At 60.0% G+C, this 20,546-nt stretch carries 16 protein-coding genes; 10 read left to right on the top strand and 6 right to left on the bottom strand.

Translation table 11 applies throughout. The annotated features are described in order from the left end of the window. Positions 1 to 199 precede the first annotated feature (199 nt). Positions 200 to 1,360, bottom strand: coding sequence for an SMP-30/gluconolactonase/LRE family protein (locus H8B15_RS11025; protein ID WP_187319743.1), 1,161 nt, complete (start codon positions 1,358 to 1,360; stop codon positions 200 to 202). Between the two features lie 239 nt (positions 1,361 to 1,599). Here H8B15_RS11025 and H8B15_RS11020 point away from each other — a divergent pair, with 239 nt between their 5' ends. Continuing rightward, positions 1,600 to 2,115 (top strand): FKBP-type peptidyl-prolyl cis-trans isomerase, encoded by a 516-nt coding sequence (locus H8B15_RS11020; RefSeq protein WP_187319742.1) that lies wholly within the window; start codon positions 1,600 to 1,602, stop codon positions 2,113 to 2,115. Positions 2,116 to 2,305: 190 nt separating this feature from the next. Continuing rightward, positions 2,306 to 2,719 (top strand): hypothetical protein, encoded by a 414-nt coding sequence (locus H8B15_RS11015; RefSeq protein ID WP_187319741.1) that lies wholly within the window; start codon positions 2,306 to 2,308, stop codon positions 2,717 to 2,719. A 98-nt stretch (positions 2,720 to 2,817) separates the two neighbouring features. On the opposite strand, the gene H8B15_RS11010 is transcribed toward H8B15_RS11015, so the two are convergent. Continuing rightward, complete coding sequence (locus H8B15_RS11010) at positions 2,818 to 3,402, bottom strand: acyl carrier protein phosphodiesterase (RefSeq protein ID WP_187319740.1); 585 nt, start codon at positions 3,400 to 3,402, stop codon at positions 2,818 to 2,820. Positions 3,403 to 3,546: 144 nt separating this feature from the next. Here H8B15_RS11010 and H8B15_RS11005 point away from each other — a divergent pair, with 144 nt between their 5' ends. The 3 genes from H8B15_RS11005 (at position 3,547) to leuS (ending at position 8,063) form a co-directional block, all read left to right on the top strand. Continuing rightward, positions 3,547 to 4,062: a pyridoxamine 5'-phosphate oxidase family protein gene (locus H8B15_RS11005; RefSeq protein WP_187319739.1), complete on the top strand. Its 516-nt coding sequence runs from the start codon at positions 3,547 to 3,549 to the stop codon at positions 4,060 to 4,062. Positions 4,063 to 4,324: 262 nt separating this feature from the next. Beyond that, positions 4,325 to 5,014, top strand: coding sequence for a spheroidene monooxygenase (locus H8B15_RS11000; protein WP_246455398.1), 690 nt, complete (start codon positions 4,325 to 4,327; stop codon positions 5,012 to 5,014). A gap of 268 nt (positions 5,015 to 5,282) precedes the next feature. Continuing rightward, entirely contained in the window at positions 5,283 to 8,063 is a 2,781-nt protein-coding gene (leuS, locus tag H8B15_RS10995; protein ID WP_187319738.1) for a leucine--tRNA ligase, read from the top strand. A gap of 104 nt (positions 8,064 to 8,167) precedes the next feature. Here leuS and H8B15_RS10990 read toward each other — a convergent pair whose 3' ends face one another. After that, a complete protein-coding gene (locus H8B15_RS10990; RefSeq protein WP_187319737.1) occupies positions 8,168 to 8,500 on the bottom strand; it encodes a type II toxin-antitoxin system RelE/ParE family toxin in 333 nt (110 codons plus the stop codon). Continuing rightward, a complete protein-coding gene (locus H8B15_RS10985) occupies positions 8,472 to 8,723 on the bottom strand; it encodes a hypothetical protein (protein WP_187319736.1) in 252 nt (83 codons plus the stop codon). The genes H8B15_RS10990 and H8B15_RS10985 overlap by 29 nt, the downstream gene beginning before the upstream one ends. A 183-nt stretch (positions 8,724 to 8,906) precedes the next feature. Here H8B15_RS10985 and H8B15_RS10980 point away from each other — a divergent pair, with 183 nt between their 5' ends. Both H8B15_RS10980 and H8B15_RS10975 read left to right on the top strand, forming a co-directional pair. Further along, positions 8,907 to 10,958, top strand: a complete 2,052-nt coding sequence (locus H8B15_RS10980) for a HelD family protein (RefSeq protein ID WP_187319735.1) — start codon at positions 8,907 to 8,909, stop codon at positions 10,956 to 10,958. Between the two features lie 256 nt (positions 10,959 to 11,214). Further along, a complete protein-coding gene (locus H8B15_RS10975; protein ID WP_187319734.1) occupies positions 11,215 to 12,117 on the top strand; it encodes an NAD-dependent epimerase/dehydratase family protein in 903 nt (300 codons plus the stop codon). 165 nt (positions 12,118 to 12,282) lie between these two features. Here H8B15_RS10975 and H8B15_RS10970 read toward each other — a convergent pair whose 3' ends face one another. After that, positions 12,283 to 13,032, bottom strand: a complete 750-nt coding sequence (locus tag H8B15_RS10970) for a LytR/AlgR family response regulator transcription factor (RefSeq protein WP_187319733.1) — start codon at positions 13,030 to 13,032, stop codon at positions 12,283 to 12,285. Then, complete coding sequence (locus tag H8B15_RS10965) at positions 13,029 to 14,048, bottom strand: sensor histidine kinase (RefSeq protein ID WP_187319732.1); 1,020 nt, start codon at positions 14,046 to 14,048, stop codon at positions 13,029 to 13,031. The genes H8B15_RS10970 and H8B15_RS10965 overlap by 4 nt, the downstream gene beginning before the upstream one ends. Positions 14,049 to 14,299: 251 nt before the next feature. Between H8B15_RS10965 and H8B15_RS10960 the strand changes: the two genes are divergently transcribed. The 3 genes from H8B15_RS10960 (at position 14,300) to H8B15_RS10950 (ending at position 20,495) form a co-directional block, all read left to right on the top strand. Continuing rightward, positions 14,300 to 15,262: a radical SAM protein gene (locus tag H8B15_RS10960; RefSeq protein WP_187319731.1), complete on the top strand. Its 963-nt coding sequence runs from the start codon at positions 14,300 to 14,302 to the stop codon at positions 15,260 to 15,262. Positions 15,263 to 15,267: 5 nt separating this feature from the next. Then, positions 15,268 to 16,014 (top strand): glycosyltransferase, encoded by a 747-nt coding sequence (locus H8B15_RS10955; protein ID WP_187319730.1) that lies wholly within the window; start codon positions 15,268 to 15,270, stop codon positions 16,012 to 16,014. Between the two features lie 74 nt (positions 16,015 to 16,088). Beyond that, positions 16,089 to 20,495, top strand: coding sequence for a DUF2339 domain-containing protein (locus tag H8B15_RS10950; protein WP_187319729.1), 4,407 nt, complete (start codon positions 16,089 to 16,091; stop codon positions 20,493 to 20,495). Positions 20,496 to 20,546 lie beyond the last annotated feature (51 nt).

Here is a 20,546-nt window from a genome sequence, read left to right as displayed (position 1 = left end):
GTGTGGAAAAGAAGTAGGTAAACGAAGAATCAATTGACAGGCTTTCACCCGACTCACACCTGCAGCCAGTAGGCTTCTGGTTGAGCTTGCTTACCCATCAACGGCATTGCCGACAGTTCGTTTCTTCTAATTTCCTTAAAAAAGAAAACGTCCCCTACCCGAGCGGGCAGAGGACGCAGCCTTATCGACTCCTACTATGCTAGGGCAGATCGATATACGACTCCGTGTGCGGGGCGTCGGACTTGGTATTCACGAAGTGCTTCACGGGGTTGTCGTAGTTGGAAATATACAGGCGGTTGCCTTTGAGCAGCACTTCGGCGGGTTGGTCTATTTTGCCGCCGGCACCGTCGGTGTCGGGGTTTTGGGCCAGCGTGGTCACCTTATTCGTCTTCAAATCAACGACGAAAATGGCGTTTTGGCGGGCGCCGGTGATGTAGGCTTTATCCGTCTTGCGGTCAATAATAAAGCCGTCGATGCAGGTGATTTTGTCGCCCGTGAGAGGTAGGGCTTCCTGCTTGGCCAGTGTACCATCGGGCTTCGTAGTCATCTTGTAGAACGTGCCGTCGCCGAAAGAGCCGGTGTAGATATTGCCCTGGCTGTCGTAGTCGATGCCGTCGGCGCCGTTGTCTACGCCGGTTTCGTTCACGGTGGTTGTGAACATGGCCAGCACGTGCGGGTCCTTGGTTTTGGGTTTGAGGTGAATCAATCCTTTTTTCAACTCGTTGAGGGTGAACATCATCACGGCACTACCCTTGTCGTTATCGGGCATGTCCCACTGGCTATCGGTCACGTAGAGCGTGTTGCCTTTCCAAACCACCCCATTCGCCAGCCGGAAGCTGTCGACGGCCGTTTCGATGGTGCCGGGCCGGCCGTTTTTCATGTTGATGCGCATCAACCGCGACACGTACTTTTTGCTGTTTTCGTACTGATTTTCTGCGTAGTACACGTTGCCATCGGGGCCGTACGCCAGGTCCATCGGCGCGGCTTTTTTGGTGGTTGGCTCCACAGGCAGGTTGGTGGCGAATGGCTTATAGGCATTGCCGGTAATTTCGAGAATAGTAGCCGGGTAGCTGTTGTTGGCCAGGTTGGGCACCGACAGCAGCAGCGTGCGCCCATCGGGGCTCAGGGCCAGGCCGTCGGGCGTGTTGTGCTCGTTGGGTAGCGTAAACAGCAACTGCGGGTTGCCCACCGTAGGAATGGTGCCGGCGGGCACGCCCATTGTATCGGCGGTAGAGGTAGCGGCCGTGGCGGTAGAGTCGGCAGCCGTAGTGGCGGTGGTTTCGGTAGAGGTGGTGCTGGGCTGGCAGGCGGCCAACCAGGCGCCGCCCAGAAGCAGCGCCGAAAGCGTAGTCGGTTTCATACGGGAGGAGGGGAAGAAGTTAAGATTATGGGAGCGGACGCGCTGGCAACGCCAGAAAACCGGGTTGGCCGAAGCCGCCGCAAATGTGTTGCTTAACGCAAGGCGCAAGAGGCTGTTAGGGCAATGCCAAAATCTTACGCTTCTGTTGGCGACTCCGGGTATTTGGGAGGAATCACCGACGTTTTCGGGGTATTTCCGTAACTAGCATGAGTAACCCTTCTCTCCCAACCCCACTTGCTATGACCCAGATCAGCCCCCAAAAAGTTGTTTCTATTACTTATAATCTCAGCGTAACCGACGAAAACGGCGAAAAGCGCCTGGTAGAATCGGCCGAGGCCGACGCGCCCATGGTGTTTCTGTTCGGTATGAGCGGCCTACCCGAAGAATTCGAAAATCAGCTCAGCGGCAAGCAGGCCGGCGACTCGTTCAGCTTCTCGCTCACCCCCGAGCAGGCCTACGGCGACTACGACCAGCAGGCCGTGGTCGAAATCCCGAAACAGGTATTCGAAATCGACGGGCAGATTGACGCCGACATGTTGCAAGAAGGCAACTACCTCCCCATGGCCGACAACGAAGGCAACCACATGCAAGGCAAAGTGGTGAACATCGGCGACGAGGTAGTGCAAATGGACTTCAACCACCCCCTCGCCGGCATGGTGATGCACTTCGACGGCAACGTAGCCGACGTACGCGACGCTACCCCCGAAGAAATGGACCACGGCCACGTGCACGGCGACGGTGGACACGACCACTAAGGTTTTTTTGCTGTTTATTGAAAATGAGAACGGGGCCGTATGGCCCCGTTTTTTCGTAAAATTTAAAAAATAGGTAATGAATATGTTATTCTAAATATAGAAAATGCAGTTATCAAAATTCTTTTGGTTTATTACAGTTTTTATACTGTATAGTAACTTCTCATTTAGTCAATGCTTAACGCCAAACGACATGACAATTTTATTGCAAAGCAATAAGATAAGTGAGAGACAATTTATGCAGAAAAAAGGCTTTAAGTTGATTAAGGAAGCACAAGACAGAGGCTATAAGTGGCGTACTCCGAATGACAGGGCCTTATCTATTGACCGTAGTGCTAATGGCAATGTAAGCAGTGTCAATTACAGTTTAACAGAAAATTGCTTCTATTCATTTAAAAAACAGATTATCTCTAAGGGGCTAAAATCAGAAGGTCAACGCATAAAAACCAATTCACTAACCTACTACTATTCTAATGCGAAATATGGTGCAATTTTGCAACGAATGACTGTTCCAACCGCCGGCAATGAAATGTATTATTATATATTCTTTATGAGAAAAGAAGAATATATAAGAGAAAAAATACGCAAGCAGAATATTTCTTATTAATCTTCAATAGCGCCGCTTCGGTGACGAGAATCGTTTGCATCCTTCGCATACATTGCGCAAACAAATTAAACGGCCGCGTCGCAGACGCGCGCCGGCTTTTACATTTCCACACCCGCCACGTACGCCCGCACCTGCAGCCAGAACTCCCGAAAATCCGCCTCGTACGCCGCGTAGTTGCGCTGCAACTCGGCCACGGCGGTTTCCATGCCGGAGCCGGGGGACGCGCGGCGACTGAGGCCCCGGAGTGACTGCCCTACCCCTTCGAAATCGGCGTAGCGCAGGAGCCAGTTGTCGCGCACAAGGTAGGGTAGGAACTGCTGCACGCGAGCGGGCATTTCGGTTTGGCGCTGCGTGAGGAGGGTGAAAACGCGCTGGGTGAAGTCTAGCAGCGGTTCGGCGGAAAACTCGGAGAAATTTCGGGCTAGGAAATGGTCGAAGAATACGTCGGAGATGACGCCAGCGTATTTGCCGTAGCCGGCCGCGCGCAGACGGGCGGTAGTACGGCGCACCACGGGGTGCTGGTCGGTGTAGGTGTCGATGAGGCGGTGCAGGCGAATGCCGCGCTGCACGCCGGGGGGGTAGGCTTCGAGCTGGCGGCCGGGCACTGAGTCGGCAATGAAGTTGCCGAGGAGCAGGTCATTGTCGGCGGGGTCGGAGAGGTAGAGGTGGGCCAGGAAGTTCATAAGAGCAGAACAAGGTACGGCCAAAAGTGGCAGCCGCGGCGCCGGGCACAACCCACACCGAAGCCGGGCCGTATCTGAAGGGGCGCCCCGACCAACTGGCCACGGTGGCGCACCATTCTTTCAAGACACCTAAACTCCCCTACCATGTCGCACGAAACGCACGTTCTGCACGACGTTCAGAAGCTACTCGATAAGATTAAAGACGTAAATATTGCCATGCTCACGACCACTTCCGAGGAAGATCAGTCGTTGCGCAGCCGCCCCATGGGCACCCTCAAGTCGGACCCCGACGGCTCGTTGTACTTCTTCACCGATAAAGACGACGCCAAGGTATACGAGGTCAAAAAAGACAGTCACGTAAACCTGAGCTACGCCTCTCCCGAAAGTGACGTTTACGTGTCTATCTCGGGCCGCGCCAACGCTTACCGCGACCAAGCCAAAATTGATGAGTTGTGGTCGGAGCATTTGAAAGCCTGGTTCCCAGAGGGTAAAGACGATCCAAACATCATGATCCTGAAAGTGACCATCGATAAAGGTGAATACTGGGATACGCCCAGTGGCCTACTCTCCCGCGCCTACGCCTACGTACGAGCTGTAGTAGCCGGCAAGAAAAACGACTCCGACGACGTGAATGAGCACGCCAAGGTAGACGTGAAATAGTCTAGCGCTGCTGACTTTTGCTGAAAGGCCGGAAGCAATTCCGGCCTTTTTTTGTTGGTTTACTTGACCACGGATTCGCTCGGATTTGACGAATTACACGGATTTTGTAGCTCCGTTCCGTTCTATTGAAATTGGCAAACTCGGCATGACCGCCTATGGTTGCACTTTTTGACTTTTCAAACAGCATAATTGCGTATTAATCATTCACAAAATCCGCGTTATTCGTTTAATCCGAGCGAATCCGTGGTTCAGACTTATTTCCTTGTCCCTCACTACTTTCTCCGTCATCACCCTGCAACCTGGCACTGCTCGCTGGGGCCTAGCCCAGATGGGTACCGCGCAGGCGTCCTTGAAGCGAGCAGCAGGTCTGCGCTTTTATAAGTTGGCCGGCACGGGCGCCGATGGTGGCTTTGGAGTCTGGCCCAACCTACAACGCTACGTGTTGATGGCTGCGTGGGACTCGGCCGAAGCTGCTGAGGTTTTCTTCGCTACCCACCCGCAATGGCAAGCCTATCAGGAGCGCAGCACCGAAACCTGGACCGCCCGCCTGCAACCATTAAAAGCGCATGGCCTGTGGGATGGGGTGCAACCCTTTGACGTAGCCGCCACCGAAGCGCCCGACCCGGATGGCCCTGTGGCGGTGCTCACGCGGGCTTCTATCCGCCTGCGTAAAACGCCGCGCTTCTGGCGCTATGTGGCTCCTACCAGTGCGGCCGTGGCCCACGCGCCCGGCGTGGTGGCGTCTATCGGGTTGGGCGAACTGCCCATTGTGCGGCAGGCCACGTTCAGCGTGTGGGAGTCGGCCAGGGCCATGCAGCAGTACGCCTACCGCGACGCGACGCATAAGGAGGTGATCCGGCGGACGCGGCAGGAGCAGTGGTACGGCGAGGAACTGTTTGCGCGGTTTCGGGTGCTGGGCAGCGAGGGCACCTGGGACGGCCGCCCGGTGTAGGGGCGCGTTGCACGCGCCTGTCGTTGACACTACAGAACTTAATTGAGAGAGACCGTCATGCTGAGCTTGTCGAAGCATCTCGCGTGCTGACGACAGATAGTATCCTGCATCAGCACGCGAGATGCTTCGGCAGGCTCAGCATGACGGTCTTTATTAGTAGAGTGGGACACAACGGCGCGACTGTGTCAACGACGGGCGCGTGCGACGCGCCCCTACAGCCAAATTCTGTAATTTCGCCCCTCAGTACTCAGCAGCAACCCAACCTACCATGCCCGGCTATCATCCCCAGGACATTGAACAAAAGTGGCAGAATTTCTGGCACAACCACCATACGTTTCAGGCTGACAATCAGTCAAAAAAGCCGCACTACTACGTGCTGGACATGTTTCCCTACCCCTCGGGGGCGGGGCTGCACGTGGGGCACCCGCTGGGCTACATTGCCTCCGATATCGTGTCGCGCTACAAGCGGTTGCAGGGCTTCAACGTGCTGCATCCCATGGGCTTCGACTCGTTTGGCCTACCCGCCGAGCAGTACGCCATCCAGACGGGCCAGCACCCGGCCCTGACCACGGAGAAGAACATCGACACCTACATCCGGCAGCTCAACTCCCTGGGTTTCAGCTACGACTGGAGCCGCGAGGTGCGCACCTCCGACCCCAGCTACTACAAGTGGACGCAGTGGATTTTCATTCAGCTGTTCAATAGCTGGTACAACCTGGCCGCCGACCGCGCCGAATCCATTGACACGCTGATTGCGCAGTTCGAGCAAAACGGCACTACCGGCATTCAGGCGGCCGGCGACGACGAAGAGCGTCCGAGCTTTACGGCTGAGCAGTGGCAGGCCAAGTCCGAAGCCGAGCGCATGGCGGCCCTTCTACCCTACCGCTTGGCGTATCAGTCGGATACCTATGTAAACTGGTGCGCGCAACTGGGAACGGTGCTCAGCAACGACGAGGTGAAGGATGGCCTCTCGGAGCGCGGCGGCTACCCCGTGGAGCGCCGCCTGATGCCGCAGTGGAACCTGCGCATCACCGCCTACGCCGACCGCCTGCTCCAGGGCCTCGACACCATCGACTGGCCCGAGCCCATCAAGGAGATGCAGCGCAACTGGATAGGCCGCTCCATTGGGGCCGAGGTAGCGTTTCCGCTGGCCACCGCGCAAGACCAGACCATTAAGGTCTACACGACCCGCGTGGATACGATTTATGGCGTGACGTTCTTGGTGCTAGCGCCTGAGCACGAGCTGGTTGCCCAACTCACTACCCCCGAGCAACAGCAGGCCGTGCAGGACTACATCGACGCGGCCAAGCGCCGCTCGGAGCGCGACCGGATGGCCGATGTGAAGACGGTTTCGGGCGTGTTTACGGGTAGCTACTGCCTCAATCCCATCAACGGCGAGCCGGTGCCCATCTGGCTGGCCGACTACGTGCTGGCCGGCTACGGCACCGGCGCCGTGATGGCCGTGCCCAGCGGCGACCAGCGCGACTACCTGTTCGCCAAGCACTTCAACCTGCCCATCGTGCCCGTGCTCGACACGCAGCAGATTGACCAGGAAGCCGATAACACCAAGGAAGGCCACTACATCAATTCCGAATTGATCAACGGCCTCACGTATAAGGATGCTACCACCAAGCTCATCGCCGCCCTCGAAGAAAAAGGCCTGGGCAAAGGCAAGGTGAACTACCGCATCCGCGACGCTATTTTTGGTCGCCAGCGCTACTGGGGCGAGCCGATTCCGATTTACTATAAGGACGGCACCGCCTACCCCCTGCCCGAGTCGGAGCTGCCCTTGGTGCTCCCCGAAATCGACGAGTACAAGCCCACCGAAACCGGCGAGCCGCCTCTGGGCCGTGCCAAAGACTGGAAATACGAGGGCAAGTACGAGTACGAGCTTAGCACGATGCCCGGCTGGGCCGGCTCCTCGTGGTACTACCTCCGCTACATGGACCCCACCAACGACGGCCGTTTTGTGGGCAAGGAAGCCGAGGCCTACTGGCACAACGTGGACCTCTACATGGGCGGCGCCGAACACGCCACCGGCCACCTGCTCTACTCCCGTTTCTGGTACCTGTTTCTGAAGGATTTAGGGCTGGTTTCGGCCGGCGAGCCGTTCCAGAAGCTGATTAATCAGGGGATGATTCTGGGGCGGTCGAATTTTGTGTATCGCATCAACGGTACCAATACGTTCGTTACACTTGGCAAACGTAAAGAGCATGAGACGACAGCCCTTCACGTTGACGTAAGCATCGTTGATAACGATGTGCTCGACATGGAAGCCTTTAAAAAATGGCGTCCTGATTATGCAAACGCTGAATTTATTCCCGAAGACGATGGCCGGTATGTATGCGGCTGGGAGGTAGAGAAAATGTCGAAAGGCAAATTCAATGTTGTGAATCCTGATGCGTTGATCAGTCAATTTGGTGCTGACGCTCTGCGCCTCTACGAAATGTTCCTGGGGCCGCTGGAACAATTCAAGCCATGGAATACCAGCGGCATGAGCGGCGTTTCGGGCTTCCTGAAGAAGCTGTGGCGCCTGTTCCATCCCGAGGACGGTGCCCTGGCCGTGACGGATGAGGCGCCTACCCCCCAGGAGCTGAAGGCCTTGCACAAAGCCATTCGCAAGGCCGAGGAGGATATTGAGAAGTTCTCGTTCAACACGTCGGTGAGCACGTTTATGATTTGCGTGAACGAGCTGACCACTCTGCGCTGCCACAAGCGCGCCGTGCTGGAGCCGCTGCTGCTCATTGTGTCGCCCTACGCGCCGCACCTCGCGGAGGAGCTGTGGCAGGAGCTAGGCCACGAGGCCGGCACCGTGAGCTACGCCCGTTTCCCCGAGTTCAAGGAAGAATACCTAGTAGAAGACTCGGTGAACTATCCGGTAGCCGTGAACGGCAAGGTGCGCGAGCAGCTGCAATTCCCGGCCACGGCCACGGCCAAGGAGATTGAAGCCGCCGTGCTCGGCTCCGACTTCCTCGCCCGCTTCGGCGAGGGTAAACCTGCCAAAAAGGTGATTGTGGTGCCCGGCCGCATGGTGAACGTGGTGGTGTAATTCCTAAGCCTTCCAGGCATCCCAGGGTTGAAACCCTGGGCTACGGAGCAACAAAAAGCAGCCCATCTGAGTACTCAAATGGGCTGCTTTTTGTGTTATATAAGCTACTTCAAACCGGCCGCTTCCAGTAAATCCGTCAGCTCAGTTGTTGAGATGGAGGCTTGGTCTGACTTGTCGTAAATCGAGAGTAAGAAGATTTGGTTATCGACCACTTTCACGCAGGTAATTACTCGTGCACTGCCGCTTTTACCGGTTTGCTTCGCTTTAATCCGCATGCGAACTTTATAGCAGTCTTTCCCCAGCGGTTCACCAACCTGCGGATTGCTCTTAAGATCTTGCTCAAGTGTTGACAAATCTTCAATCAATGACCAATAGCGCTTGAGTAACGGGCGTAGTTGCCGCTTAAAGCTACTCGTCAGCTTGATGTCGAAGCTCATGAATCAACTCATTGAGGGATTGAAGCTTAACTTTTCCTTGCTGATGCAATTCCACTTCGTGCAAGGCCTCGCGCATATCCTCCACCCACTCCTGCTGCTCGGGTGTCAGTTTTTTGGGCTTGGCAGGCTTGATGGGTTCGGCTTCCACGAAGGACAGGTTACGCAATAGCTTCATCAGGAAGCTGTACTGCTCGTCGGGCACTTTCACTACTATTTCGCGCATACTCTAAGGTACGTTGTTTTCGGATACGTTGGTTCCGGGGCCCTGGCCGGTAGCGGGTGTTTCGGGGTAGGCGACACCCTGAGTCGGAAGGACAACAGTGGGAAGCCCGAAATATCGCCAAGCGCTTCGACGGGCCGGAATTTACAGCCACCTTTGCGGCCGTTTTAGCAAGAACCATCTGAGATGAACGCAACCGAGCAGGAAGAGCGCGAATACCTGGAAGAAATCAAAGAGAAGCTGACGCTGGCCATCCGGCGGGTAGACGACGCCGTGCGGCAGTTTTCCAGTGAGCTGCGGCAGAAAAAGCAGTACATTCATGAGCACCAGTCGGGCATGGACGACGCAGATATGGTGGCCGCCGGCCAGTCCATCAACCGCATGGCGTTTACGGGCGAGGCGGCCGTGTCACGTAAGCGCAAACTCTTCAAGCTCATCCAATCGCCGTATTTTGGCCGTCTGGATTTTGCGCCGCAGGGGCAGGAAGCAGAGCCCATTTACATCGGCGTGCATTCTTTCTTTGATGAGCAGCACCGCGAAAACCTGATCTACGACTGGCGCGCGCCCATCTCTTCGCTGTTCTACGATTACGAGCTGGGCGACGCCGCCTACCCTACCCCCAAGGGCGAGGTGCAGGGCACCATCGAGCGGAAGCGGCAGTACAAAATCCGCGACGGCCGCCTGGAATTCCTGCTCGACAGCGGCGTGAACATCCACGACGACGTGCTGCAACAGGAGCTGGCCAAGTCTTCCGACGACAAGATGAAGACCATCGTGGCCACCATTCAGCGCGACCAGAACGCGGTGATTCGCAACGAAACGGCGCCGGTGATGATTATTCAGGGCGTGGCGGGCTCGGGCAAAACCTCCATTGCGCTGCACCGGCTGGCCTTTTTGCTCTACCGCTACCGCGAAACCATTGCGGCCAAGGACATCCTCATCATCTCGCCCAACAAGGTCTTTGCCGACTACATCTCCAACGTGCTGCCCGAGCTGGGCGAGGAGCACATTCCCGAGTTGGGCATGGAGGAGCTGGCCGCCGATCTGCTCGACAGCCGGTATACGTTTCAGACCTTTTTTGAGCAGGTAGCGACGCTGCTGGAGCGGCCCGACCCTGCTTTTATCGAGCGCATCCAGTTCAAATCGTCGTTTGAGTTTTTGAGCAAGCTGAACCAGTATTTGCTGCACGTAGAGAACAACTACTTCGCGGCGAAAGAGTTGCGCGTGGGTAGCACGGTGGTGCCAGCCGCGGTTATTCAGCAAAAATTCAAGGCCTACCACCGGGTACCGCTGCTGCAACGCTTTGCGCAAGTGGCGCAGGACATCCGCACCTACGTGCGCGACGCCACCGGCCGCAAGCTGACGGGTAGAGAAAAATCCATCATTGGCGAAGCCCTACCCCGCTTGTTTAGGTTCAACAATGTGCTGGATTTCTACCGAGATTTCTATCAGTGGCTGGGCCACCCCGAGCTGCTGAAGCTCGACCACCACCGCCTGCACCTGGAATACGCCGACGTATTTGCGCTCATCTACCTACGCCTGCGACTAGAAGGCATTCCGGCAGCCTACGAGCACGTGAAGCATTTGCTCATTGATGAAATGCAGGACTACACGCCCATGCAGTATGCGGTGCTGTCGCGCTTGTTCCGGTGTCGCAAGACCATTCTGGGCGACGTGAGCCAGACGGTGAATCCTTACAGCGCCTCCTCGGCCGAAGCCATTGAGCGCGTGTTTCCGCAGGCCGAGGTGGTAAAGCTCTACCGTAGCTACCGCTCTACCCTGGAAATCACCGCTTTTGCCCAGCGCATCACGCCCAATCCGCACATTGTACCGCTGGAGCGGCACGGACCCGAGCCCGTGGTGGCGCGCTACGGTGACAAGAGCGAAGAGCTGGCCGCTATTCATCAGAAAATCAACGGCTTTCGTAACTCAAGCCATCAGTCGCTGGGCATTATCTGCAAAACGCAGCGGCAGGCAGCGGAACTGCATCAAGCCCTGCAAATGGATGCTGTACAACTGCTTACGGCCGAATCTACTACCTTCCGGGAAGGCATCGTCCTCACCTCGGCCCACTTGGCAAAAGGGCTGGAATTTGATGCGGTTCTGGTGCCCTTCACCTCGGCCCGCAACTACCGCACGGAGGTGGATAAAAGCATGCTGTACGTGGCGTGCACCCGCGCCATGCACCAGCTTACGCTGACGTATGTTGGGGAGCTGACGGCTTTTTTATCGGCTTGAGGTGTGTGGTGGCTTCATCGTTGACCGTCATGCTGAGCGGAGCCGAAGCATCTCGCGTGCTGATGCTAGATACTATCTGTCGTCAGCACGCGAGATGCTTCGACTTCGCTCAGCATGACGTTCTAACTGCTTCCCAACCAACCTCAGCAACGACGAGACACAAAATATTGTGTCTCTACCCCGTCGTCTTTCCCGTATACGCCCGTGGTCGGACGGCCGGCGCGTGCCGGTTAGGTGCCGATTCTACATACAGTATATGAGCAAGAAACAACAACCGACGGGCCCGCGCATTCTGGTAACGGGTGGCGCCGGCAAACTGGGCAAGGCCTGCGTAGCCGATTTACTGGCCCACAACTACGATGTGTTTGTAGTCGATACAGTACCCTCCAAGGAGGCGCCGGGCATCATTGCCGACCTCGCCGATTTTGGCCAAACGCTGGACGCGCTGTCGTCGGTGGGGCATGAAATTCATGCCGGTGTGGCCCCGCAGGCCTTCGATGCCATTGTGCACCTGGCGGCCTACCCAACCCCCCGCCAATACCCCGATGCCCACTTGTTTCAGAACAACATCATGGGTACCTACAACGTGTTTGAGGCGGCGCGGCGGCTGGGTATTCACCAGGTAATCTGGGCGTCCAGCGAAACCACGCTCGGCGAGCCGTTCGACGAAGCCGCGCCCTACGCCCCCGTAGACGAGGACTACCCCCTGCGTGCCAAGAGCGCCTACGCCCTGGCCAAGGTACTGATGGAAGACATGGCCCGCCAGTTTTGCTACCAGACACCCGACATGAAACTCGTGGGCCTGCGCTTCTCCAATGTGATGGAACCCAGCGACTACGCCAAGTTTCCGGCCTACAACGACGACCCCGAGGAGCGCAAGTGGAACATGTGGTCCTACATCGACGCCCGCGACGGCGCCCAGGCCATTCGCAAGGCCATTGAGTGGCAGGCCACTGGCATGCACGCCTTCATCATCGCCAACGCCGACACGGTGATGAGCACGCCCTCAACCGAGCTGATGGCTTCTACCTTCCCGAACGTACCAGTAAAGAAAGAGCTGGGCGAATACGAAACTCTGCTCTCCATCGAAAAGGCGCGCCGCGTGCTGGGCTACGAACCGGAGTTCAGCTGGCGCGAGGCGAAGTCGCAGCAGCAGTAAGCGCAGCGGACTATCTGCAGAAGCCCCACGTCCTACCCCACTTGCCACTACGCTGTGGCAGGGGTAGACCGTGGGGCTTTTGCAGATAAAACCAAGCAACTATTTGAATAACATAATATTATCGTTAGTATCAAATCATCTTATTGCCTTTAATTGACTGACACGTTAATGGTCGAGCCACTGCTTGAAAGCTGGTGCGCGGCCGGCGCTGACAACCAGGACTTCCCCCACCACCGGGGGCGCTACCTGCAACACCAGGCGGCCCTTGAAGTAGGGCCGAATTTCCTGCACCGCCCCGATGCTCAGAATGATTTGGCGATTGATGCGAAAGAAGTGCTGAGCGTCTAGCTGACCTTCCAGTTGGTCGAGCGTATCGGCAATGATAAACCGCTTGCCGGCGTGCGTGACTAAGAACACCACGCCTTCTTCGGCCAGAAAATAAGCTACCTGATCCACCGGCACGGCTTGCAAAATCTGCCCTGTTTTCACCAGAAAGCGCGTGCGGGGCGTGGTGCGCACCAGGCGCTGCACGTTCTCGACGGCGGCGGGCAGCGTGGCGGGGTGCAGGGTTTCGTACTTCTGCAGGGCACGTTCCACTGCCGGGGTTTGCAAGGGCTTGAGCAGGTAGTCCACGCTGTTCACCTCGAAGGCCTGAATGGCGTACGCATCGTAGGCGGTAGTAAAGATGACGGGCGCGCGCACCGCCACCTGCCGGAAAATGTCGAAGCTGTTGCCATCCGAGAGGTGAATGTCGCAGAAAAGTAAATCGGGGGCCGGCTGCGCGCGCAGCCACTCCACGGCGTCTTCCACCGAGCCTAGGGATGTCAGAACTTGCGTGGTGGGCCGTAGGCGGGTGAGCAGGGCGGCCAGCGCCTGGGCGGCCAGGGGCTCGTCTTCGATAATCAGGACGTTCATACGGTAGGGGCAGGCAACAGGGGTAGGCGGACCACGAAGCGCTCCGGCGTGGGCACAATCTCCACGGGGCGGTCGGTGAGGTGGTGGTAGCGGCGTTGGATATTGGGCAAGCCCGTGTGGGTGGAGGGCAACGCGTCGGTGCGGGGATGCCGGTTGTTTTCGACTATCAGCAGGCCGTTTTCGGCAGACACTTTGATGCGCAGGGGCTTGCGGGGGGTAGCGCCGTTGTGCTTGATGGCGTTTTCCAGCAGCATCTGCACGGCCGTGGGGGGCACTAGGGCCTGCTCCCACGCCGGGTCAATGGCCAACTCTACGTGCAAGGCCGCGCCGAAACGGGTTTCCATTAGGTGGGCGTAGGCGCGCACCAGCGCTAGTTCGCTGCGTAGCGGCACCAGCGGCTGTGCTCCGGTAGCGAGCAGGGCGCGGTACACGTCCGATAGTTGGCCGAGGAACTGCACGGCCCGGTCCGGGTCGAGGTGAATCAGCGAGCCGAGCACGTTGAGGCTGTTGAACAGGAAATGGGGGTCCACCTGCTTTTGCAGGGCTTCCAACTGCGCCTGGAAGGTTTCCTTTTGCAGCTGCGCCACCCGCACCACTTCCTGCTCCAGGTGTTTGCGCATGTGCTCGCGTTCCACGAAGTAGTAGAAAAACAAGGACAGCACCGCGCTCAGCACCAGCGACAGGCGCAGGGCCCTGGGGGATAGTTCGGCGGTGGGCACCAGGTAGTGCTGCGGGAAGAGGTAGAACACCCGCCAAAACACCAGGCTCACCAGCACCACGCACAGGCCCTCCAACAAGGCCTTGACCGGGGCAGGCGGGCGGGTGAGGCGGTCGGCACCAAACAGGCGGGCGATGGGCGCGTGCACCAGGAAGGTAGGCAGCAGAAAGGCAAACAACAGCAGCAACTCCCGGTAGCCGGCCAGCGCGCCTACCCACACTACGCCGTACTGAATGAAAATCAGCACGTGGAAGACCACCACGGCCGCAAGGGCCGCCAACACACTTTTTCGAATCATGGGGCTGGGTTGGGCACCTCTACCCTGCACTAGGGGTAGGGATGACGAAAGGCAGAAAGCGAAGGCCGTGGCCTCCGTCCAAATTTACCGGATTCGCCCCGCCAATTCATTCGGCTTATCTCCCGATTCAACGACTCCACATCCGCCTTCGGCAGAAAACGCTTCTGTAGCAGCAAAAAGTAGGGGAATATGCACTCAATCTAATGGCCGCCACGGGCGGTCTTTTTCCTCACCTTCTCCCCTACCCCCTTATGCGTTTGCCTTCTTTCGAGCACCCGATTCGCCTTTCCCGGCCCCAGGTTCTGTGGAAACTCACCAAAGCTGCCCTGGACCGGGACCGGCCCGTTTTGGTGCAAATCGTCGTAACCCGCCGTTGCAACCTGGCCTGCGGCTACTGCTACGAGTACGACAAAGTCTCTAAGCCCGTGCCGCTGGCCGAGCTGAAAGCGCGGGTGGACGCGCTACGCAAGCTGAAAACCGTGTTTGTGACGCTTAACGGGGGCGAGCCGCTGTTGCACCCGCACATTGCCGAGCTGGTGCGCTACATCGCCGAGGCCGGCATGGTGCCCATGATCAATACCAACGGTCACGTGCTGAAGGCCCCGCTTATCAAGAGTTTGAATGAGGCTGGATTGTTTGGCATGCAGCTCAGCTGCGACAGCCTGGAAGACAACGACGTGACCGAGAAAAGCATGCGCCGGCTGCGGCCCAAGCTGGAGCTGCTGCGCGAGCACGCCCGGTTTATGGTGCGCGTCAACGGGGTGCTGGGCTCCGGCAACCCGGCCGAGATGGAGGAAGTGGCCAAGGTAGTAGTCGACTTTGGGTTCGATTTTCAGTGCTCGTTGATGCGCGACAGCCAGGGGCAGGCCCTCCCCCTGAGCGCGGAAGCCCAGCAGGCCTACCGGCGCATTCGGGCCCTGAAAGGCCGCTTGCCGCACGTGCTTCACGACAACTTTCAATTGCCGCTGGCCCGCGGCGAGAGCAAGCCCTGGAAATGCCGGGCCGGCGCCCGCCACTTTGAGGTAGACGGGGCGGGCCTGGTGCACCTGTGCCAGCCCAGAACCGGCTTCCCAGCCAAAGCCCTGGCCGACTATTCGGTGGAGGATATCCGGCGCCAGTTCGACTGCGGCAAAGCGTGCGCGGCCCGCTGCCCCATTGCCTATGCCCACCTGGGCAGCCGGCTGGACGGTTTCCGGCGTCAGCAAAACGCTTAGGACTGATGGAAGTCAGCCTGATCATTCCGGCCTATAACGAGGCCCAGCGCATCGGCCCTACCCTGCAACGCGCGCATGCCTTTCTGGCCGCCCGCCCGGCCCGCTTTGAAATTTTGGTGGTCGACGATGGCTCGACGGACGAGACGGTGGCGCTGGTGTCGGCGCTGGCCGATGCGTTGCCGGGCCTGCGCGTGCTGTGCTCCCCGGCCAACCGGGGCAAGGGCCACGCGGTGCGCCAGGGCATGCTGGCGGCCACGGGGCGCATCCGGGTGTTTGCCGACGCCGACGGCTCTACCCCCATCGACGCGCTGGACGCGCTGCTAGCGGCGCTGGCGGCGGGGGCCGACGTGGCCATTGGTTCCCGGTACCTGCCCGGCTCCCAAGTCACGCGGCCCCAGCCGTGGCAGCGCCGGGTCTGGAGCCGGCTCGTCAACCGGGTGGTGCAGCGCGTGCTGCTGCCCGGCGTGGTCGATACGCACTGCGGTTTCAAGGCGTTTACGGCCGCGGCGGCCACGCGCACCTTCGCGGCCTGCACCGTGGATGGCTGGTCGTTTGATCTGGAAGTGCTGGCTCAGGCCCGCGCCTATGGCTTTCATATCCAAGAAGTGCCCGTGCGCTGGGAAAACGACGCGCGCAGCAAAGCCCGCCTCCGGCAGCTCCCGCGGGAGTTTCGGCACGTGTACCGCATCCGGCGGCAGCTCCGGCAACTGGAACTGGAAAAGCAGCCGCTGGCCGTGCTTAGCGCTGGGTAGAAACGCTGCTTCGGTGCTTATCTCCTGCTTGGAAGGACACGTTTTGCTATTCAATCATCTAGTAATCATTCATTATGGGTACCAGTTTACTGATACTATTGCTCGTAGTAGGCGGGCTGCTGTACCGTCGCCTTGCCAATCGGTTGGCATCCCTGGAACAGCGCATGGACACGCGCGAGAGCGACTACGCCGACTTGCGGACGACGGTGGGGCGGTTGCGGCCGGAATTCAACCAACTACGGGACAGCCTATTGCCTACGGTCACCATGACCCCAATACCAGCCCCGGTGGTACCTAAACCACCCATCAACCACCCTACTCCCACACCGGCCCCGCTACCCGCCGTACCGGTAGCGCCTGTACCTTCACCCGCTGCGGAGCCGGTTCCTCCGTCTCCACCGGTTTCCTCGGCTCCCCTAACACCCCCTACTCTCCCGCCGGCTGCTGCACCAGCGCCACCGACGATACCTACTGTCCCGCAAGCTGCTGCATCAACGCCGTCGGCTGTACCTCTTACTCCGTTGCCTTCCCCCGCACCAGTTGCTGCGCCAGTACCACCGGCGGCGCCTGCTCCGCTACCTTCTTCTCCTCCAGTCGCTACGCCAGCACCGCCGGCGGCTGCGGCCGCTCCTACTACTCTGCGTCCTACTCCCAATCCACGTCCTACCCCTCCGCCCGCCATGCCGCCCAAACAGGTGGCCGCTGAACCTGCGCCCCCTACCTGGTGGGACCGGGCCGAGCAGATAGTATTAGAAAACTGGACCGGTATTCTGGGCGCCGTGGTACTCGTAACGGGCATTGGTTTTCTGGGGGTGTACGCGGCCCTGCGCGTGAGTGCGCCCGTGCGCTTTGGGATGATTACGGCCTTTGCGGCGGTCCTGCTGGGGCTGCACTATTATTTGAAGCCGAAGGCGTTTGCGGCGCGCTTGCACCTGTGGCTGCAAAGCAGCGCGGCGGCCGTGTTTCTGTTTGCCTGCGTGGGCGCGGTGAGCGTGCCGGGGTTGCAGTGGGCGAGTCCGCCGCTGAGCTACGGGCTGCTCCTGGCGGGCGTGGCTGCCAACCTGTGGCTGGCCTGGGACGCCCGCCGCGAATCGGTGGCCACGCTGCACGGCGTGCTGAGTCTGGTGGCGCTGGCCGTGCTGCCGCACACGGTGCTCACGCTGGCGGCCGGGGCGGGCGTCACCGCGTTCAGCATCGGCATCACCTACCGCCAGCGCTGGAAATATCAGCTGTTGCTGAGCATTCTCAGCTTTTTCGTTTTTCACCAGTATTGGTACTATTCCCTCACGGCTGCCGGCCCGCCGCTCACCACTACCGGGCGGCTGACGGCCATGGGCCTCGTGTTGGTGGTGGGCATGGCCGCGGCCGTGGTGCAGTACCGCAAGGTATACGCCCGGTTGCAGTTCGACGTGCTTCTGTTTGCCGCCCATGTGCTCAACTGGACCTGCCTGGGTATCAATCTCTACCAGTACAGCACGGGCTCGGTGTGGAAAACGGTACCGCTGGGCCTGGGGGCGCTGCTCACGTTCTGGGTAGCGCGGCGGGCGCGCCGGTTAGGCATCCAGTGGCTTTTCCGCACGGATAGTGTCATTTCGTTGCTGCTGGCCTTGTTCACGGCTTTTTCCCTGCAAGGATGGCACGCCTCCGGCTCGTTGATTGCCTTGTTTATGCTGCTGGAAACGCTGCTGGTTGCCTTCATCATGGCGCGGGAGCAGGAAACGGTGGTATTCCAGGTGGCGTCGGTGGGGGCGTTGCTGGCCGCCGGGGGCTTGCTGCTGCTGAATCTCGTGCAGCTACCGGCTTACGCGCCCTTCGAGCTGCATCGCAATGCCTTCCTGCTGCTGCTGGCCGGGCTGCTGGGCGCGGGGTACTACCGCCTGGTACGGCAAGCGCCGTTGCTGCAAGCCCAGGAGATGAGCATGCACCAGGTGTTGCAGACCTTTGGGGGCGCGGTGGGCGCCTTGTACGCGGGTGCGGCCGCCCTGCTGTTGCAGGCGTTGTTTGGCGTGCCGAACCCGCCCACGGGCAGCCTACTGGCGGGCACGCTGGCCGCCGCCGGTGCAGTGTTTGGGGTGGCCTGGTGGCTGCGCGGCTCCGAAAGCCGGTTCCGCACGCTGCACCTGCTCGCCGGGCAATTGCTGGCGGGCGTGGCCATTCTGGGCCTGCACAAGCTGGGGCTGATCTGGCCGGCTACGGCCGCCCTGCTGTTTATTGAAACGCTGCTGCTGGCGGGTCTGCTGGGGTACCTGCGGGAGATGGTGGCCAGCCAGCTGCTGCTGGGGGCCGCGCTGCTCAGCGGGGGCTGGCTGCTGCTCACCAGCACCTACGCCTTGGCCTCCTGGCCGGGCCACGAGTTGCACCGCCGCCTGGCCCTGCTGTTCGTGGCCGGCCTGAGCAGCGCCGCGCTGCTCACCTTACCCGAGCGCGTCGCTCGCCTCACCGAGCTCCTGTTTTCAGCGACTACCCGTCAGTTGCACGCGGCCTTGAAGCTCCTCACGCTGGCGTTTACCCTGGCGGCTACGGCGCTGCTGGCCCAGGCCTTGTTTGGCGTGCCCCACCCACCCGTGGCGGCGCTTCTGAGCGGTGGCGCCGCCGCCGGCTTGCTGTTTGGGCTGACTGCCTGGTGGCGGGGTAGCCCCGGCTGGTTCCGACCGGCGCACTTGCTGCAAGGGCAACTGCTGCTGGCCGTGGCGGTTTTGGGCCTGCACGAAGCCGGGGTAGCCTGGCCCGCGGCCTACGTCCTGCTCTACGGGGAAATCCTGTTGATGACGCTGCTGCTGGCGTGGCGCGCCGAATGGCTTGTCTATCAAGTGATGGTGTACTGCGCGTTGGGTATGGCCGTAGCTCTCCCGCTGCTGGTGTACCTCACGGGCTCCGTATCGGACTTCCTGCGCGCCGGCCTGCTGGTAGGCGCGGCCCTCGCAACGCTGGGTACGCAGGCCCTGCTCACCTGGCGCAACGCACCAGTACACGATGTCCTCCCGCTGCCTGTTACGCCACCCTACCGCCTGCAACTGCTAGGCGCGTGGGTAGGGCCGTTGCTGCTGGCGGCGGGTGGCCTGGTCTACGAGCACACCTGGGTAGGCTGGGTAGCGGCCCTCATCGGTAGCAGCTTGTTGCTCGTGCGTCGCTACAGCCAGGTACCCGGTTTGTGGGGCGGGCTGCTGCTTGCCACCGTTGGCTACCAGCTGTTGCAGTGGAGCGAAATTCTACCACTAGATGCCGTATTTCGACCGGGCGCGGTGCTGCTGTACTGGGCACCGCTGCTGGCTGTGTCCGCCGTGGGGCTGGGCTGCTCGTGGTGGGCGGCGCGGCAGCAGCATGTACGTTGGCCCTGGCTGTACCTGCTGGGCGGGCAAGTGGCGCTCGGTGCTTGGGCGGCGTTGGCCCCGCGCACAAAGGCCCTACCCATCCTCGCGTGGGCGGTGGCGGCCGTCGCGGCCGGCATGACCGCGCAGCTGGTGCGCTGCCGGCTGGTTACGCCGGCGGCCCTGCACCGCGCCGGCTCGCCCGACCGTTTCTTGCTGCATCTCACGTATGCGTTGCTAGCGGTGGCGCTGCTGGGCCATGTCAGCCTGCTCATGGCCCACTCCCCCGCGCTGCTGCTGGGGTGGCCTGCCCGCCGCCTCACGGCCGGGGCGCTGCTGCTGGCCCTGGGAGCCTGGGCTTGGCAACGCTCCCCTGCCAGGGCGCCGCTCTACCACTCCTGGCGCTACCTGCACCCGCTCTTGCCCGAGTTCACCTTGCTGTTCGGCAGTTTCGTGCTGGGGTACGAGGTGCGCACCGAATGGCTGGCCCCGGTCTGGATCTTGGTGGCCCTGATGCTGCTGCTGGCTGGTCGCCGCCTACCCTTGCGACTACGTAGGGTGCGGGTATACAGCCTGCTGTATTTCGGGGCCGCGGTAGGGTGGAGCAGCTACGCCGCGCTGCGATATCTAGAGCCGTGGCACCTGCTCACGCTGCCGAGCCTGGTCACGGGGGCGGCGGCACTGGGGCTGTTTACCTATACCGCTGCCGCCGTGCACCACTTGCCGCGCCGCGTGGCCGCTACCTGGCCGCGCCTGCTGGCTCCGCTGGCGCAGCTGGGCCGTTTGCCCACTACCCTGCTCATCCCCCTGTTGCTCTACCCCTCGTTTGTCGTCCTCACGCTGGTGCTCGTGCAAAGCTTCGACCGCTCCGTTCTTACGGTGTTGATGATGGTGGAGGTGCTAGCGGCCTTTGTGGCTAGCCTGTTGCTGCGACGGCAGGATCTGCGCTACGTTTCGCTGGTGGGCACAGTGCTTTGCTGTGGTCGTCTGCTGCTGTTCGACCTCAGCCAGCACGGCACCATCACCCGCGCGGTGGTCTTTATCTTGATGGGCGTGCTGCTGCTGGGCATGAATGCCCTGTACGCCCGCTTCAAAAGCCGATTCACGCTGAGCGTTGACTCAGCTGATGAGGGAAGCTTGCTGGAAGAAGGCGAGGCCGATCCGTTAGCTTAAAGAAGGCGGCTGCGGAAGCTGCGGATTCCTTGTTTCTCGTTTCTGGTTGCT

Origin of the sequence: Hymenobacter citatus (assembly GCF_014333615.1) — a bacterium.
GTDB lineage: Bacteria > Bacteroidota > Bacteroidia > Cytophagales > Hymenobacteraceae > Hymenobacter > Hymenobacter citatus.
This window is presented reverse-complemented; position numbering and strand designations above follow the sequence as displayed.

Coding starts and splice junctions, on each gene's coding strand:
- H8B15_RS10975 (WP_187319734.1), top strand. CDS start 11,215: ATGAGCAAGAAACAACAACCGACGGGCCCGCGCATTCTGGTAACGGGT.
- H8B15_RS10985 (WP_187319736.1), bottom strand. CDS start 8,723: ATGCGCGAAATAGTAGTGAAAGTGCCCGACGAGCAGTACAGCTTCCTG.
- H8B15_RS11005 (WP_187319739.1), top strand. CDS start 3,547: ATGTCGCACGAAACGCACGTTCTGCACGACGTTCAGAAGCTACTCGAT.
- H8B15_RS10960 (WP_187319731.1), top strand. CDS start 14,300: ATGCGTTTGCCTTCTTTCGAGCACCCGATTCGCCTTTCCCGGCCCCAG.
- H8B15_RS11020 (WP_187319742.1), top strand. CDS start 1,600: ATGACCCAGATCAGCCCCCAAAAAGTTGTTTCTATTACTTATAATCTC.
- leuS (WP_187319738.1), top strand. CDS start 5,283: ATGCCCGGCTATCATCCCCAGGACATTGAACAAAAGTGGCAGAATTTC.
- H8B15_RS10980 (WP_187319735.1), top strand. CDS start 8,907: ATGAACGCAACCGAGCAGGAAGAGCGCGAATACCTGGAAGAAATCAAA.
- H8B15_RS10965 (WP_187319732.1), bottom strand. CDS start 14,048: ATGATTCGAAAAAGTGTGTTGGCGGCCCTTGCGGCCGTGGTGGTCTTC.
- H8B15_RS11015 (WP_187319741.1), top strand. CDS start 2,306: ATGACAATTTTATTGCAAAGCAATAAGATAAGTGAGAGACAATTTATG.
- H8B15_RS11025 (WP_187319743.1), bottom strand. CDS start 1,360: ATGAAACCGACTACGCTTTCGGCGCTGCTTCTGGGCGGCGCCTGGTTG.
- H8B15_RS10950 (WP_187319729.1), top strand. CDS start 16,089: ATGGGTACCAGTTTACTGATACTATTGCTCGTAGTAGGCGGGCTGCTG.
- H8B15_RS10970 (WP_187319733.1), bottom strand. CDS start 13,032: ATGAACGTCCTGATTATCGAAGACGAGCCCCTGGCCGCCCAGGCGCTG.
- H8B15_RS10955 (WP_187319730.1), top strand. CDS start 15,268: ATGGAAGTCAGCCTGATCATTCCGGCCTATAACGAGGCCCAGCGCATC.
- H8B15_RS11010 (WP_187319740.1), bottom strand. CDS start 3,402: ATGAACTTCCTGGCCCACCTCTACCTCTCCGACCCCGCCGACAATGAC.
- H8B15_RS10990 (WP_187319737.1), bottom strand. CDS start 8,500: ATGAGCTTCGACATCAAGCTGACGAGTAGCTTTAAGCGGCAACTACGC.